The sequence below is a fragment of the Klebsiella sp. 4_1_44FAA genome (assembly GCF_000238715.1).
In the GTDB taxonomy this organism is placed as follows: Bacteria; Pseudomonadota; Gammaproteobacteria; order Enterobacterales; family Enterobacteriaceae; genus Klebsiella; species Klebsiella pneumoniae.
Window position 1 is genome coordinate 201,849 of the sequence record NZ_JH414806.1, and the last position, 14,196, is coordinate 216,044.

At 49.8% G+C, this 14,196-nt stretch carries 17 protein-coding genes and 2 pseudogenes; 14 read left to right on the forward strand and 5 right to left on the reverse strand.

The genetic code is table 11. From position 1 onward, the window contains the following. Position 1: 1 nt before the first annotated feature. Positions 2 to 325, forward strand: coding sequence for an SEC-C metal-binding domain-containing protein (locus HMPREF1024_RS29395; RefSeq protein ID WP_071986594.1), 324 nt, complete (start codon positions 2 to 4; stop codon positions 323 to 325). 96 nt (positions 326 to 421) lie between these two features. Here the strand turns inward: HMPREF1024_RS29395 and HMPREF1024_RS03205 are convergent, their stop codons facing one another. From HMPREF1024_RS03205 to HMPREF1024_RS03195, 3 genes are all read right to left on the reverse strand, one after another. Continuing rightward, positions 422 to 1,435, reverse strand: coding sequence for a tyrosine-type recombinase/integrase (locus tag HMPREF1024_RS03205; protein ID WP_009309677.1), 1,014 nt, complete (start codon positions 1,433 to 1,435; stop codon positions 422 to 424). Positions 1,436 to 1,679: 244 nt separating this feature from the next. Continuing rightward, positions 1,680 to 2,018 (reverse strand): hypothetical protein, encoded by a 339-nt coding sequence (locus HMPREF1024_RS03200; RefSeq protein WP_009309678.1) that lies wholly within the window; start codon positions 2,016 to 2,018, stop codon positions 1,680 to 1,682. 34 nt (positions 2,019 to 2,052) lie between these two features. Then, a complete protein-coding gene (locus HMPREF1024_RS03195) occupies positions 2,053 to 2,628 on the reverse strand; it encodes a phage repressor protein CI (RefSeq protein ID WP_009309679.1) in 576 nt (191 codons plus the stop codon). A gap of 132 nt (positions 2,629 to 2,760) precedes the next feature. On the opposite strand from HMPREF1024_RS03195, the gene HMPREF1024_RS29400 reads away from it, so the two are divergent. From HMPREF1024_RS29400 to HMPREF1024_RS0127550, 11 genes and pseudogenes are all read left to right on the forward strand, one after another. Further along, positions 2,761 to 3,036, forward strand: a complete 276-nt coding sequence (locus HMPREF1024_RS29400; protein WP_023327785.1) for a hypothetical protein — start codon at positions 2,761 to 2,763, stop codon at positions 3,034 to 3,036. 20 nt (positions 3,037 to 3,056) lie between these two features. Further along, positions 3,057 to 3,566 carry a phage regulatory CII family protein gene (locus HMPREF1024_RS03190; RefSeq protein ID WP_009309680.1) on the forward strand — a complete coding sequence of 170 codons (510 nt, stop codon included), beginning with the start codon at positions 3,057 to 3,059 and terminating at the stop codon, positions 3,564 to 3,566. 7 nt (positions 3,567 to 3,573) lie between these two features. Then, on the forward strand, positions 3,574 to 3,774 hold the full coding sequence (locus HMPREF1024_RS03185; RefSeq protein WP_009309681.1) for a phage filamentation protein Fil family protein: 201 nt from the start codon (positions 3,574 to 3,576) through the stop codon (positions 3,772 to 3,774). Further along, positions 3,738 to 4,076, forward strand: coding sequence for a DUF5347 domain-containing protein (locus tag HMPREF1024_RS03180; RefSeq protein ID WP_000963463.1), 339 nt, complete (start codon positions 3,738 to 3,740; stop codon positions 4,074 to 4,076). Before HMPREF1024_RS03185 ends, HMPREF1024_RS03180 begins: the two co-directional genes overlap by 37 nt. Positions 4,077 to 4,143: 67 nt before the next feature. Next, the gene (locus tag HMPREF1024_RS03175) at positions 4,144 to 4,377 is read left to right on the forward strand and encodes a DUF2732 family protein (protein WP_009309682.1); all 234 of its coding nucleotides are present in this window, start codon (positions 4,144 to 4,146) and stop codon (positions 4,375 to 4,377) included. After that, positions 4,377 to 4,598, forward strand: coding sequence for a TraR/DksA family transcriptional regulator (locus HMPREF1024_RS03170; protein WP_009309683.1), 222 nt, complete (start codon positions 4,377 to 4,379; stop codon positions 4,596 to 4,598). Before HMPREF1024_RS03175 ends, HMPREF1024_RS03170 begins: the two co-directional genes overlap by 1 nt. A 148-nt stretch (positions 4,599 to 4,746) precedes the next feature. Beyond that, positions 4,747 to 6,820, forward strand: a pseudogene (locus HMPREF1024_RS03165) (replication endonuclease). 115 nt (positions 6,821 to 6,935) lie between these two features. Next, entirely contained in the window at positions 6,936 to 7,376 is a 441-nt protein-coding gene (locus HMPREF1024_RS30185) for a DinI-like family protein (protein WP_009309685.1), read from the forward strand. A gap of 81 nt (positions 7,377 to 7,457) precedes the next feature. Continuing rightward, positions 7,458 to 7,931: pseudogene (locus HMPREF1024_RS32130) on the forward strand (hypothetical protein). Between the two features lie 104 nt (positions 7,932 to 8,035). Beyond that, the gene (locus tag HMPREF1024_RS0127545) at positions 8,036 to 8,380 is read left to right on the forward strand and encodes a hypothetical protein (RefSeq protein ID WP_032451429.1); all 345 of its coding nucleotides are present in this window, start codon (positions 8,036 to 8,038) and stop codon (positions 8,378 to 8,380) included. 116 nt (positions 8,381 to 8,496) lie between these two features. Further along, the gene (locus tag HMPREF1024_RS0127550; protein WP_032451430.1) at positions 8,497 to 8,928 is read left to right on the forward strand and encodes a hypothetical protein; all 432 of its coding nucleotides are present in this window, start codon (positions 8,497 to 8,499) and stop codon (positions 8,926 to 8,928) included. A gap of 352 nt (positions 8,929 to 9,280) precedes the next feature. Here the strand turns inward: HMPREF1024_RS0127550 and HMPREF1024_RS03160 are convergent, their stop codons facing one another. After that, on the reverse strand, positions 9,281 to 10,324 hold the full coding sequence (locus HMPREF1024_RS03160; protein WP_009309686.1) for a phage portal protein: 1,044 nt from the start codon (positions 10,322 to 10,324) through the stop codon (positions 9,281 to 9,283). Further along, the gene (locus tag HMPREF1024_RS03155; protein ID WP_009309687.1) at positions 10,324 to 12,093 is read right to left on the reverse strand and encodes a terminase ATPase subunit family protein; all 1,770 of its coding nucleotides are present in this window, start codon (positions 12,091 to 12,093) and stop codon (positions 10,324 to 10,326) included. Before HMPREF1024_RS03155 ends, HMPREF1024_RS03160 begins: the two co-directional genes overlap by 1 nt. Positions 12,094 to 12,258: 165 nt before the next feature. On the opposite strand from HMPREF1024_RS03155, the gene HMPREF1024_RS03150 reads away from it, so the two are divergent. Together HMPREF1024_RS03150 and HMPREF1024_RS03145 are read left to right on the forward strand one after the other, a co-directional pair. Continuing rightward, positions 12,259 to 13,113, forward strand: coding sequence for a GPO family capsid scaffolding protein (locus tag HMPREF1024_RS03150; protein WP_009309688.1), 855 nt, complete (start codon positions 12,259 to 12,261; stop codon positions 13,111 to 13,113). Between the two features lie 73 nt (positions 13,114 to 13,186). Then, positions 13,187 to 14,185, forward strand: a complete 999-nt coding sequence (locus tag HMPREF1024_RS03145; protein WP_009309689.1) for a phage major capsid protein, P2 family — start codon at positions 13,187 to 13,189, stop codon at positions 14,183 to 14,185. Positions 14,186 to 14,196 lie beyond the last annotated feature (11 nt).

Sequence of the window (14,196 nt, forward strand, 5' to 3'; positions counted from 1 at the left end):
TATGGCTAAGATTGATCCAAATGAACTTTGTCCATGTGAGTCTGGCTTACTTTTCAAAGAGTGCCATGAACCAAAAATTAAGAGACCTAAAATTCCAGAGATTAAGGAGGCGATAACTCTAGAGGTTATTCCTGAGCCGGACCCGGATACAAGGACTGTTTTTATTTATCAAGGAGAGGGCACCGTTGCTATAACAGGTTATGAGGTCGGATTAGCGTTGCTATGTGGGGGGTGCAAATCTCAACTTGTTATTGGGGTACCAAAAGCTAATATTCATAACATTGTCATTCGTTGTAATGGATGTGGTGCATACAATGAGGTTTGATATTTTATAGCCTAGACATTGTCACTTTTGTAACCTTATTAAATGTTCAAGGTCATAAGCGCACTATATCAGTGCGCATATAATTTTTAATTACCGCTACTCCATTACCGCAGAGGTCTTGTTCAATGGATTAAGTCTTACTGCATCTTCAAGATGGTCAGGAGCAAAATGCGCATATCGCATCGTCATTTTGATGTCGGTATGGCCGAGTACGCGTTGCAAGACCAAAATATTGCCACCATTCATCATAAAGTGGCTGGCGAAGGTATGGCGCAAAACGTGGGTAAGTTGTCCTGCGGGAAGTTCAATGCCTGTTCTTTCCAGAGCAGAACGAAACGCTCCATAACAATCGCCAAACAACCGACCTTTTTTATCATCAGGCAGAGACTCGTAGAGCTCTTTGCTGATTGGAACGGTGCGGTTTTTTCTGCCTTTCGTGTTGGTGTATGTGATTTTGTATTTCACTAGCTGGCTTTTTCTCAGACTCTCGGCCTCAGACCACCGTGCGCCAGTGGCGAGACAGATTCTTACAACGGTTTCTAAATCAGGGTGGTCATGCCGTTTACACTCTCCGAGCAGTTGCGAAATTTGGTCGTGAGTTAGCCAGGCCATTTCCATTTCTTCTGTGCGGAATGGGCGCATGTTTTTCAGTGGGTTTTCACCCTTCCATTCTCCGAGGCGGTTTAGCTCATTGAACACAGCTCGGAAGTACGCCAGCTCAAGATTAAGCGTGCGAGGCGATACCTCTCTCACTCTGTTTGAACGAGCAAACTCACCTTTTAACCGTTTTTCTCGGTAGCGGGAAAACATCTGCGCATCGAAATCGCGTGCGAGTGGTTCGCCCATACACTCAAAAGCATGGTGCATAGCTAACTGACGTTTTAAGCCGTCTTTCAGGGTAATGCCATGAGCGCTATACCATGAATCAACCAGCTCTTTTAACGTGCGCCTGTCTTCCTTTTCTTCCTGCCACGGGTTTTGAATGGTGTACTGTTCAAACGCCAGTGCCTCGCCTTTAGTAGCGAATTTCTTTCTGATACGTTTGCCTTTTGCACCGTTTGGGTAGAGCTCACAAATCCAACCGCCAGCAGGATTTTTACGCACGGTCATAAGTTAACCTCATTCCTCACATAGCTGGACAATCCAGTCATAAACATTGATTAATTCGCCAGTATTGCGAACTACAATTTCACTATTTTCAATTCTGTCTATACAGAAAGACCTTAGCTGCCTGCGTGAGTGACAGAAACCAGTAATGTAGTCTGCGTCAACATTTTTAACGTCAACCTCTCTATAAGTAGAGTTGTTGCTTGAATCGGTATATCCAAACGATATATTTTTAAGCTCATTTTTTTCAGAGCTTGTGAGTTTCTTTTTTTGATGAAATTACCTTTGTTTCTTCATGGTTAAACGCGTTGTCATTATTGTCGATTTTCGTTTTTATTACTGATAGGGGGGAGTTAGCGGCTTTATTAAGCTGAAATCGACGATAAGAAAGACAGAAAACAACCGCAACCATAATAAATGCAGCTATTTGGTCTTCATTTTTATAAACATCAATAGCTCTAAAGATGATGCTAAATGCAAAGATACCTTTGATAAATTTTATTACCGAATTTCCCTGCGACCTGAAGTAAACAACTGCAGAGAAAATAGCCAGACATAGAAATAAAATAGTAATTATAATGTCCATTAATCAACCTCGTTCCTTAGGTTATTTCAATAAGTTAATTTATTTCACTATATACACCCACTACACGGCCAATCGTTTTTATCTCATCTATCCCGCACTCAAACGGTACTTTTCCGCCCGCAACGTGTAACTTTTTGCCGGGTAGGAGCGTTAATTCTCTGATGCTGGTAGCCCCCTCAATATCAACCAACCAAAGGCCATCAGAAAGTGAGGCATCTTGTTCTATGAAGTGCAGCTTTCCATCGGCGCGAACAGCAATACCTTTTGACATTTGCTTGCTAAAAAAACCGGCATCAATACTCAATGGTGAATTTTCTTCGAGTCTTCCATCACTCAGAGTGAAGGACTCTATCGTTTTCGGATCCGTTGGGGACGGTTTGCCATCATATTGAGAGCCTTGCCCCGTAAGGAGCCATAGCAGGCTTGCTCCAGTTTCTAGTGCGCACTGCACGGCGAAATCATAAGAAACAGTGCCTCTCGTGTAACGGTTTTGTAGGGAACTGGCGGCAATATTAAAGTGCCGGGCTAGCTGGATTTTTTGAGTAAAACCATAGACTTGACAAATTCTGTCCAGTAACTCGTCGTTATTCACCTGAGTATTAAGAATCAAAATTTATTCCTTTGGGTATTTACTAATATTCAAACGAGTATTAGTATCGTTGCTAATTCGGGCAACCAGTGGCAGAAGTTGGCAAACAGAGGCCATTGATTGCAAACATTGTCAAAATGGGAATCATGCAACATGGCTTCTGAAATCGCAATCATCAAAATCCCGTCTCCTGTAGTTACTCTTCAACAATTCGCGGAACTTGAGGGTGTTTCCGAACGTACTGCCTACCGTTGGACGACAGGCGACACACCCCGTGTACCAATCGAAAAACGTGTCATCCGAAAAGGTTGCAAGAAAGCCGGCGGCCCTATCCGAATTTATTACGCTCGCTGGAAAGAAGAACAACTGCGTAAGGCTTTAGGGCACGCTCGTTTTCAGCTCATTATTGAGAATCCATATTCACTTTAAGTGAATTGTAAGGATGCAACATGTTTGATTTTCAGATTTCCAAACATCCCCACTATGACGAAGCATGCCGGGCTTTTGCGCAGCGTCACAACATGGCGAAGTTGGCCAAGCGTGCGGGTATGAACGTTCAAACGTTACGTAACAAGCTCAACCCGGAACAGCCTCACCTGTTCACGCCGCCTGAATTGTGGCTGCTGACTGACCTGACAGAAGACTCAACCCTCGTTGATGGTTTTCTGGCGCAAATTCATTGCCTGCCATGCGTGCCGGTTAATGAACTGGCTAAAGACAAATTGGAGTCTTATGTCATGCGTGCAATGAGTGAACTCGGCGAGCTGGCAAGCGGTGCGGCCTCTGATGAGCGCCTGACCTCTGCCCGTAAGCACAACATGATTGAAAGCGTTAACTCAGGTATTCGAATGTTGTCTTTGTCGGCATTGGCGCTGCATGCGCGCTTACAGACTAATCCAGCTATGTCGAGCGTGGTCGATACCATGAGCGGTATTGGCGCATCATTCGGGTTGATTTGAGGTGCGTATGCTGAAAAGTGAACCGTCATTCGCGTCTCTGCTTGTTAAGCAAAGCCCCGGTATGCACTACGGCCACGGTTGGATCGCAGGTAAGGGCGGTAAGCGCTGGCACCCGAGCCGCTCACAGGCTGATTTACTGGCTGGCCTCTCTACTCAAAAGCTGGGGGAATCATGGCTATCGAAGCTGTTTCCGCGACTGTTCCGCTAAAAGCGGGTGAACGTCTGGCCGGTCTCAATCATGTGGCTGAATTGCGCGCGAGATATTGGGGCGATAGCTGGAAAGAGGTTGAGCGTTTTGTCGATGATATGCGCGATAAACGTGACCCACAATTTGAAGAAAATAATCGGGCGCTGGCCGCTATTTTCTTTCTGGCAAAAATACCGGCGGCTCGTCATGAGCTCGAATTAAGTGAGCTGACTACTGACGAGAAAAAAGCGCTTATTACAGCGATGAATCATTTTCGTGCAGTGGTGAGTTTATTTCCCAAACGGCTAACCATGCCGAATTAATCCAAACAGAAATTTAATGGCGTAAACCCGCCGGGCTTCTTATTGCCCGAAATCAGGAGAGTTAAGTATGTGTAATACCGCATCTCGTATCACTAAAACCACAGTAGATAAGTCTGGCCTTAACCAGTTGCTGACGGACGCGCGGATGCAAGAACGCCGTGCACGTGCGGAAGTTATGGCAAGTCGCATGGTTAACCTGGCTAATCACATTAAAACCAACCAACTCGACATTAACGAGGCGCTGGAACTGTTGTTGCAGGAAAGCGAAATTTACCGCCATCAGGCTATGGAGATCCACTAATGGCCGACGCAATGGATTTAGTACAACTTCGCGAGCAGGAAGACCGCGAACGCCTCATCAACAACGCGCGCAGCCGTATCGCTGCGCCATCCCGTTTTCTCTGTGAGGAATGTGACGCACCAATCCCGGAAGCTCGCCGTATTGCGATTCCGGGCGTGGCTTTTTGCGTGACCTGCCAGCAAATCGCCGAGCTTAAATTAAAACACTATCGGGGGGTATAAATTGGCTGTTCAATTCGCTTTTCCGTGGAGTGCTCCACGGTCGGCAATAGCCAGCCCATATCTTACCTATGACCAACAGCATCGCCGCGACCGTATGTTCGCGGCTTTGCTGCATGCGAGAAAAGTGCTTTCTCTCCAGCCCGAGGGCGTGCGCTTTGATGTTTATCGCACCGCTGCGGTGCTGGAGCAAAATCAGGGTAGTCAACGAGCCAATGCCTTTTTAATCAGCTTCTTCAAAAAGGCATTGCCACGTCTTGAACTGGTACGTAAAAAAATATGAGTGCGCGGGTATCAAAAGCAACGTATCAGCCGCTGTTTTTGGTTGTCATTTTGATACCCAGCTTATGCAATATCTGGCGTCACGCATGGTCAATATGGTCGCCAGATATAACCGTCTCCCTGATATGTCGCGCGCCGATATTGACCTGCTGGCTGCTGATATCGCTAATTTCATTCGTGCTGAACTGGCCGACATTGATGACACCGGATTTAGCGAGCTTAAAACGCTGTACACCTGGTATATGCGCGCAGGTATTATTTCCCTGCAATTCAATGTTACCCCGCCACATTGGGAGCGGGTGACAAAGAAATATGTTGGCGAGGATGAAATTGCCCCGGCTATCACCCGCATGTTTAACGAGGTGTGGTGGCGTGGTCGTCTGCGTCGCATTGCGGCTGCATGGCGCGAACATCTGCAAATTGCTGTCGGCAATGTCAGCAAGAAAAAGCACGCCTACGCGAGTAAAAATTGCGTCACCGACTGGCGCGAGCAGAAGCGCCGCACGCGAGAGTTTCTCAAAGGTCTGGATCTCGAAGACGAAGACGGCAACCGCATCAGTCTGATTGAAAAATACGACGGCTCGGTCGCTAACCCTGCGATACGCCGCTGCGAGCTGATGACCCGCATCCGTGGGTTTGAAAATATCTGCAATGAGCTCGGTTATGTCGGGGAGTTTTATACCCTGACCGCGCCGTCTAAATATCACGCCACAACTAAAGCAGGTTACCGTAACAGCAAATGGAACGGAGCCAGCCCGTCGGACACGCAGAGTTATCTCACCGCCCTTTGGGCGCGCATTCGTGCCAAGCTACATCGGGAAGAAATCCGCATTTTCGGCATCCGTGTTGCCGAGCCTCATCACGACGGGACGCCTCACTGGCACATGCTTATGTTTATGCTACCGGAAGACGTCGAGCGCGTGCGCCTCATCATTCGCGATTATGCGTGGGAGGAAGACCGTCACGAACTGAGAAGCGATAAGGCCAAAAAGGCGCGCTTTCATGCCGAGGCCATTGACCCGGAAAAGGGCAGCGCTACCGGCTATGTTGCTAAATACATTTCCAAAAACATCGACGGCTATGCTCTGGATGGTGAAACCGATGACGAAAGCGGTGAGCTGCTGAAAGAGACAGCCCCCGCCGTTTCAGCATGGGCGGCACGTTGGCACATCCGTCAGTTTCAGTTTATCGGCGGCGCGCCGGTGACGGTCTACCGTGAGTTGCGTCGTCTCGCTGACACCGAGACCGCACATGGTCTAAGCGTTGAGTTTGCAGCCGTCCATGATGCCGCTGACGCAGGTGACTGGGCTGGTTATGTTAATGCGCAGGGGGGGCCGTTTGTGCGTCGCGATGATTTGCAGGTGCGCACATTGTATGAACCACGCGCTGAGTTTAATCAGTATGGCGAGGAAACCGTCTGCATCCGTGGCGTTTACGACTCTGTTGTCGGCGCTGGCACCCCGATTTTAACCCGGTTAACGCAGTGGAATATTGTGCCGAAGGGTGCCGTTGATTTGGCCGTTGACGTTAAGGGCGCTCCTGCGCCCTCTCGGAGTTCTGTCAATAACTGTACGGGAAGCGAAAGCGATCCACCGGAGCTGGATTTATCCAAACCGTTGAGTCGAAGTGAAAGGCGGAAGCTAACGGCCAGACTCAGGGACAAAAGTAGGGTCACCAGGCAGGAGTTTATCCACGGAACGGATAAACAAAGCGCAACCATTGACAGAACAATAGACGAGATTCAGATAGCGACCGGCGAAACCATTAGCCGGGGTGAGGCGCTGCACCTGATGTCCGGTGGCAAAAGCTGCATAAATGGCAAGTGGTGCCGTGGTTCAGCAACCGGTGAAATTTTTCCAGCAGCACCATCACACGGGGCGCAGGCCAGACAAATCCTAAATCGAGTCGCGGGGTTAGCGTCAGTTACTAAGTTGAGACTGTAACTAATTCATATCCATATCATGCACATACGTTATCTTTGTGTGTAACTTTTTTCTTTCATCTTTTTATCGACACATGATACTGTGTATTTATACAGTATCCCGTATTGGAGGTTGTGTGGATAGAGATTTAAACGAGCAAGTCATGATTGAACGGGTCGAGATGATTGCGCGTCTGACAACAGAGGGTGTGTGTCAGGAAAGGGATCGTGAAATTGCTTTAAATTTAATCGCGGAGATAGCAAGAGGTAACTTGATGAAAAACAATTATTTTTCTGTTGTTTTTACTCCCGCCCCTGTAGAAAAACGATTAAAAAAAGGGGGAGAAGTGAGGGTTAACATCACGTTGGATAAAGACGCAAAAATTGGGCAGCAAGTTGTCGATGCTTTTCAGTGCGAGTTAACTCGACGCGTACAGTCAATTTTCCCATCAACGAGAGTGACCGTAACAAAAGGGGCAATGACAGGCGTAGAGCTGGTTGGGTTCGATCAGGAATCAGACCGTGAAGCGTTGGACGGTATCCTTCAGGAAGTATGGGAAGATGAGAGCTGGCGTTAGTTCCTGAAAAATGTACAACCATCGGCCCCGTGTTTGATAGCATGGGGTTGTTTTGTATGGGGATTACACATAAAGAAAATCATGGATACCGTAATAGTATTTATATCTTTGGCACTCTTTATTTCTTTCATCTTGGGTTTAATCAAGCCGTCGCTGATTCGGATGCCGAACCGTAAGCGATCCATTGCGGTTTATCTTGGAGGATGTCTGGCGTTGGGCATTATCGGTTCAATCTTATGGCCGACTGAAAAAGTCATCTAGTAGCAAAAAATGACGTACCGGCGGTTAAAGTGGAACCGGCTACACCAACGTTTGAGTATGCAGATAAAACCCTCAAAGAATGATGATTATTCCTCTTATGAACATATTTCAACGGTCTACTATCTGTTTTTGAATAAAGACCCGCATGCTGTTGTAAAAACAACGTTTCGAGGCAATAATGCTTATGATGGGGTGGTTAAACGGACTGTAGTGGCGCGCGTCAATGTGGGAACAAGCGAGGTCGTTTCGCAATTAACCAATACAATGACAAACGCTGCCGGTACTGAAAATTGATTTCAGTGCTGGCAGGGTTGGACAACTTGCAAAGTGAGTTGTAAGGACCCCCTCTGTTTTAGCATCCATTCTGATTTAATAATAACTGGAGCAAATGAAATTCCATGAATAAAAGTAAGGCAATCTCAAGAATAGAAAGAATATTGAGGAAGTTAAAGGATGGAACCTTTACTGACAGTGATATAGATGTGCTTTTTGTGACGGCTCGTGAGTTACCGACTGCGACCAAAAATATTTTTGAAATTGGAAGTTTTGTTGCTCATAACCATCAGAGGGATCAAGGTTTAATAAATGATATGATGCTGAGAAATCACTTGTTATTAAGCTTGGGGTTTGGTCGGGATAAACATGATGTAAAACCTGAGTTGAATGAATATCCGAAGTTCTTACCATTATTAATTAAGCTGCAATTGAGAATGTTTAATGATGATCATTTCAAAAAAAATTAGGATTGAAAGGCGGGCAGATTAATACTGCGCGAAAGAGGCTTAACAATAAAAAATCTTACGAAATAAAAGGCGATATCTGTAAGCTAACGCAAGATATTGGCGCAAATGAAAGGCGGATGATTCAAGAAGCCTTGTCACTATTAAATTGTGCTGACTCAATTGAATATGATGTTTTGTTTGATGAGTTAAAGGATTTGCTAAAAAGAGAAATACCCAATGTGGACTTAACTCCACTTGATATCAACAGAATGAAGATGGCGGGCATTTTAATTTGTTTGTTGAACAATATTGACTTTTCTTTAATGGATGGGGTTGAAGCAAAAACAACACTTAGCATTAATTCCGATGAAACTGTATATGTTTACGGTCGGTATTATATTATTCATGATAAGGAGCCATTTAATAAAGTATCTATCATGAGCCCAGTTTTTCATGCGGGATATAAAACGGAGGAGCTTTTTGATGCTCATGTGACGAATGAAAACATAGATGCTGGGGATGTTGAGTTTAATGTTGATTTGGGGAAAGTGGTGGTATTGCAGCAATAGTTTTTTATAAAAATTAGCTACCCTATAAGACTTTCAGCCATGCATACATCTGGTGCATGGTTTTGCATGCGCCGAGATAGCCCGTTCTGACCGTGCGCCGCCAGAGTTGGCGCGGATCCCGAATGGTCAGGCAACTGCAATAAAACCGCCCCACGAAGCGGGCAGGCGAGGCGGGGAAAGCACTGCGCGCCAGACTACATTTACGTATTTATTTTCGCAGCCTGAGCGCGTCGCTGTGCCGCGCCGGTTCGCGAGGGTGTTGATAGGCGATGCCGCGGCGTTTGAGGGCGTGGCGGGCTTCTGAGACGGTCAGGCGTAGGGGTAAGAAAAAGCCGCCCGGAGGCGGCAGAAATCAGTCACTTTCGGTATCGAGGTTGTAGCTTTTGAAGCGGATCACCTCCTGACCGGCCCATGCGTTGACCTCGCGCATCCGGTCCTGCAGCGGTATAAGTTCGTTACGGACAAACACCTTTGCCACCTTCTCGATGTCGCCGAGCGAGCCGACGTTTTCCGGCTTGCCGCCCATCAGCTGGAACGGGATGCGGTGTGCGTCGAGCAGGTCGGCGGCGCTGACTTTCTTGATATTGAAAAAGTCGTCTTTCGTGGCCACCTCGCTGAGCGGCACAATTTTAATGCCGTCCGGTTTTCCGTGCGGTGCGTAGAAAAACAGGTTTTTGAAGTTGCCGAGTCCCTTTGAGCTGCGCATCGCATCGCGCAGCGCCTCAACATCGGTACCGCTTTGCGCGGCGTCCGTCACATACATGATGTAACCCGCATGCGCCCCGTTCTGGTAATACTTGCGACGGAACAGCGTCGCCGCTTCATTCAGCCAGGCGGAGTTTAGCGCGCTGAGATATTCCGGCATGCCGTACAGCTCCTGATTAATGTCAGGCTCCAGCAGGTGGAACACGGAGCCCGGCGCGAACGGGTGCGGCTGGTCGAATGACGGCACCCACCAGTAGACATCCTCCTCAATACCACGCCGGGTGTATTTCGCCGGTGACGCCTCCAGTTTAAGCGGGCGCCCGGTGACACTCTTTCGGAGCTCTAAAAACGCGTTGCCAAACACCAGGAAATCAAGCGCGAAGCGGCTGAAATCCTGTTGTGATAAAAGCGGGTGTGGAATAAACGTTGAGGCCAGAATATTGCGCTTAACGTAAATCGGCGAGCTGTGATGAACGGCGGCGCGCAGGCTTTTTGCCAGCCCGTTAAAGCTGACCGGTGGCTCGAACCAGCGGCCATTATTGACGCATTCCACGTAATCCAGAATATCGCGGCGGTCGAGCACAGCGCTTGGTTCACCAAAGGTAAACGCCTCCATTTTTTGGGGCGCGCTGTCTTTCATATTGCGCGGGCGCTTTTGTGGCTGTGGCTTGCGGCCTTTGTATTTACTCATCAGTTGAACTCCAGAATGGACGATGTTGCCTGGCCGCTGCCAGCGGTAAGCGGTTCGTTTAACAGCGCGTGCATGGTCGCCCAGGCGACGTCCGCGTGACTGGCCTCCTCGGTGCGGCTGGCCTCATAGGTGGCACTGCGCCCGCTGCTGGTCATGGTCTTGCGGATTGCCATAAACGAGGTGGTGATGTCGGTGGCGCTGACGTCATATTCGAGACAGCCACGGCGGATAACGTCTTTTGCTTTCAGCACCATTGCGGTTTTCATTTCCGGCGTGTAGCGGATATCGCGGGCGGCGGGATAAAACGAGCGAACCAGCTGGAAGACGCCAATACCGAGGCCGGTCGCATCGATACCGATGTACTCGACGTTGTATTTTTCGGTGAGCTGGCGGATGGATTCGGCCTGAGTAGCGAAGTCCATGCCTTTCCACTGATGGCGCTCCAGAATGCGAAACTTGCCCCCGGCGACAACCGGCGGTGCGAGCACCACACACCCGGCGCTGTCGCCGCTGTGCGAAGGGTCGTATCCCACCCAGACCGGGCGGGAGCCGAACGGGTTGTCGGCGAACGGCGCAAAGTCTTCCCATTCTTCCAGACTGTCGACCATGCAGCGTTGCAAATCCTCGAACGGGAACACCGACGCCTTGTCGTCAACGAACTCGCACATAAACAGATTGCGGAAGTCGTCGACGCTGTTTTCGCGCTTGAGTTGTTCCAGATTGAACAGCGTACAGCCCCCGGCGAGCGCATCCTCAATGGTGACAATCTGCCGCCACTGACCGTCAGGACACGCCACGCCAGCGGCGAGCGCGTCATGACTGATATCGATATCAACCCGCTCGCTGGCGCTGGCGCGGCCCCGGTTGAATAATTCCCCCGACCAGAACGGGTAAGCGCCGTGTGCCAGGGTGGAAGGTGTCGAAAAGTAGGTGCTGCGCAAGTGGCTTTGTGAGGCCATGCCCGACGACACTTTGCGTAGTTTCTGGAAGTTGGGGATCCAGAAAATTTCGTCGACATACAGGTCGCCGTTATGGCTCTGCGCGGTGTTTGAGTTGGTGCCGAGAAAAATCAGCTTTGCGCCGTTGTTGCCTATGACAATCGGGTCGCCGGTCAGGTCGACATCGACCCGGCGGGCAAACTGAATGATGTACTCGCGGAATACATACGCCTGCGTCTTACTCGCTGACAGGAAAATCTGGTTATGGCCGGTTTTCAGCGCATGCAGCAGCGCCTCGCGGGAAAAGTAGAACGTCGCCCCAATCTGGCGCGATTTCAGAATGTCGCGAATGCGGTGCTCAAGCCCGGCGCGGTGCCAGCGGAGCTGATACTCGAAAGACTCCGCGAAAAAAATCTCTTCCAGTTTCTCGATAGCCTCGTCGCTGAAAAAGTTCTTTGTCGGCTTTTTGCGGTCGCCTTTGTTGCGGTTGGCCACATTGGGATTAAGGTCAACCTCATTTCCGGTCTGGCCATAGCGATTAATGCGCGCAAAGCGCTCCATCTGTCGGGCCAGAAAATCCGCCACCTTGAAATCGTGGGGTGTCAGGTTGGGCTTTGCGTAAAGCTGAATCAGCCGGGCCTCTAAGGTGCTTTCGACACGGTTCAGCGGTGCGGTTTCCTCCCACTGGTCGCGCTGTTTCCAGCTCTGCACTGTCGGGCGTTTGGTCTGCAACATTTCGGCAATCTGCGGCACGGAAAACCCCTGCCAGTACAACAAAGCCGCCTGGCGTCGCGGGTCGTTTAATAAAGTGGTGTCGGTGGTGATGGTCATGGATGCCTCGCCGTGATTGATACAGGGCAAGGCTAAAGAAACGGGTGATGCGAATCGCTAACGTGCTGTTGTGTGAGGGATAAGCCATCCGGGATTGATAGCGGGTGGGCGGCGAGGTCGGGAAACTAACCCCGACCCGTTAACCCGATATCAGGACTCCTGACAATGGCAAAAAAAGTTTCAAAATGGTTTCGCATCGGCGTCGAAGGCGATACCTGTGACGGCCGCGTTATCAGCGCGACGGATATTCAGGAAATGGCAGAGACCTTTGACCCCCGCGTCTATGGTTGCCGCATTAACCTCGAACACCTGAAAGGCATCCTGCCAGATGGCCCGTTCAGCCGTTACGGCGATGTGGTTGAGCTGAAGTCTGAAAAGATTGACGACGATTCGGTACTGAAAGGCAAGCTGGCGCTGTTCGCCAAAATCACCCCGACCGATGACCTGATCGCAATGAATAAAAAATTGCAGAAGGTCTACACCTCAATGGAAATTCAGCCGAATTTCGCCAATAGCGGTAAATGCTACCTGGTCGGCCTCGCCGTGACCGATGACCCGGCCAGCCTCGGCACCGAATACCTCGAATTTTGCCGGGGTGCCAAATTTAACCCCCTCAACCGCTTCAAAGCCGAGCCGGGCAACCTGATTTCCGTCGCCACTCTCGCCGAGCTGGAGTTTGAAGACCAGGCGGAAAATGTCTTTACCGCCCTGAGCGACAAAGTGAAAGCGATCTTCAGCCGCAAACAGGCCAGCGATGACGCCCGTTTTCAGGATGTGCATGAAGCCGTGACGACCGTCAGTGAACATGTGCAGGAAAACCTCACTGCCACTGAACAGCGTCTTGCCACGCTGGAAAATGCCTTTGCGACCCTGAAAAAGGACGTCACCACGAAGGCTGACCAGACCAGCCAGGCATTCAGCAAGTTAAAAACGTCGCTGGATAACACCGAAAGCACCACGCAGCCACGCCGCAAGCTCTCCACCGGTGGCGGTGGCGATGAGCTGCTGACCGACTGCTAAACGGTCGTGAATTTATCGCCGGGCGACAGGCTTGCCCGGTCAGACAACCCGATTTAACCCAACAGGAAAGACTATGCGTCAGGAAACCCGTTTTAAATTCAATGCCTACTTGTCCCGCGTTGCCGAGCTGAACGGCATCGACCCGGACGACGTGAGTAAAAAATTCTCCGTCGAGCCGTCCGTCACGCAAACCATGATGAACACCGTGCAGATGTCATCGGCCTTTTTGCAGAAAATTAATATCGTGCCGGTGGATGAGCTGAAGGGGGAAAAAATTGGCGTCGGCGTCAATGGCACCATCGCCAGCACCACGGACACCAACAGCGGCAAGGAGCGTAAAACCGCCGACTTTACCGCGCTGGAGTCCAAAAAATACGAGTGCGATCAGGTCAACTTTGACTTCCACTTCAAATATAAAAAGCTGGATTTGTGGGCGCGCTTCCAGGACTTCCAGCGCCGTATTCGCGATGCCATTATCCAGCGGCAGGCGCTCGATTTCATCATGGCCGGGTTCAACGGCGTTGAGCGCGCCGAAACCTCTGACCGCGCCACTCATCCGATGTTGCAGGACGTCGCCGTCGGCTGGCTGCAGAAATACCGTAATGAAGCGCCGACCCGCGTGATGAGCAAAATTGTCGACGAAGAAGGGAATGTTGTTTCCGCTGTGATCCGTGTGGGTAAAAACGGCGATTACGTTAACCTCGATGCGCTGGTCATGGATGCAACCGACAACCTGATTGACGAGATTTATCAGGAAGATGCCGAACTTGTAGCGATTGTGGGTCGTAAGCTGCTGGCCGACAAATATTTCCCGATCGTTAACAAAGACCAGCCCAACAGCGAAGCGCTCGCGGCTGACATTATCATCAGCCAGAAACGCATCGGCAACCTGCCCGCCGTCCGTGTGCCGTACTTCCCGGCGAACGCGATTATGGTGACGCGTCTCGATAACCTGTCCATCTATTTTATGGATGAAAGTCATCGCCGCTCCATTATCGAAAACCCGAAACTCGACCAGGTGGAAAACTACGAATCGATGAACATCGATTCTGAGACACGCAACAGGGGATAGGCAAGGCACAC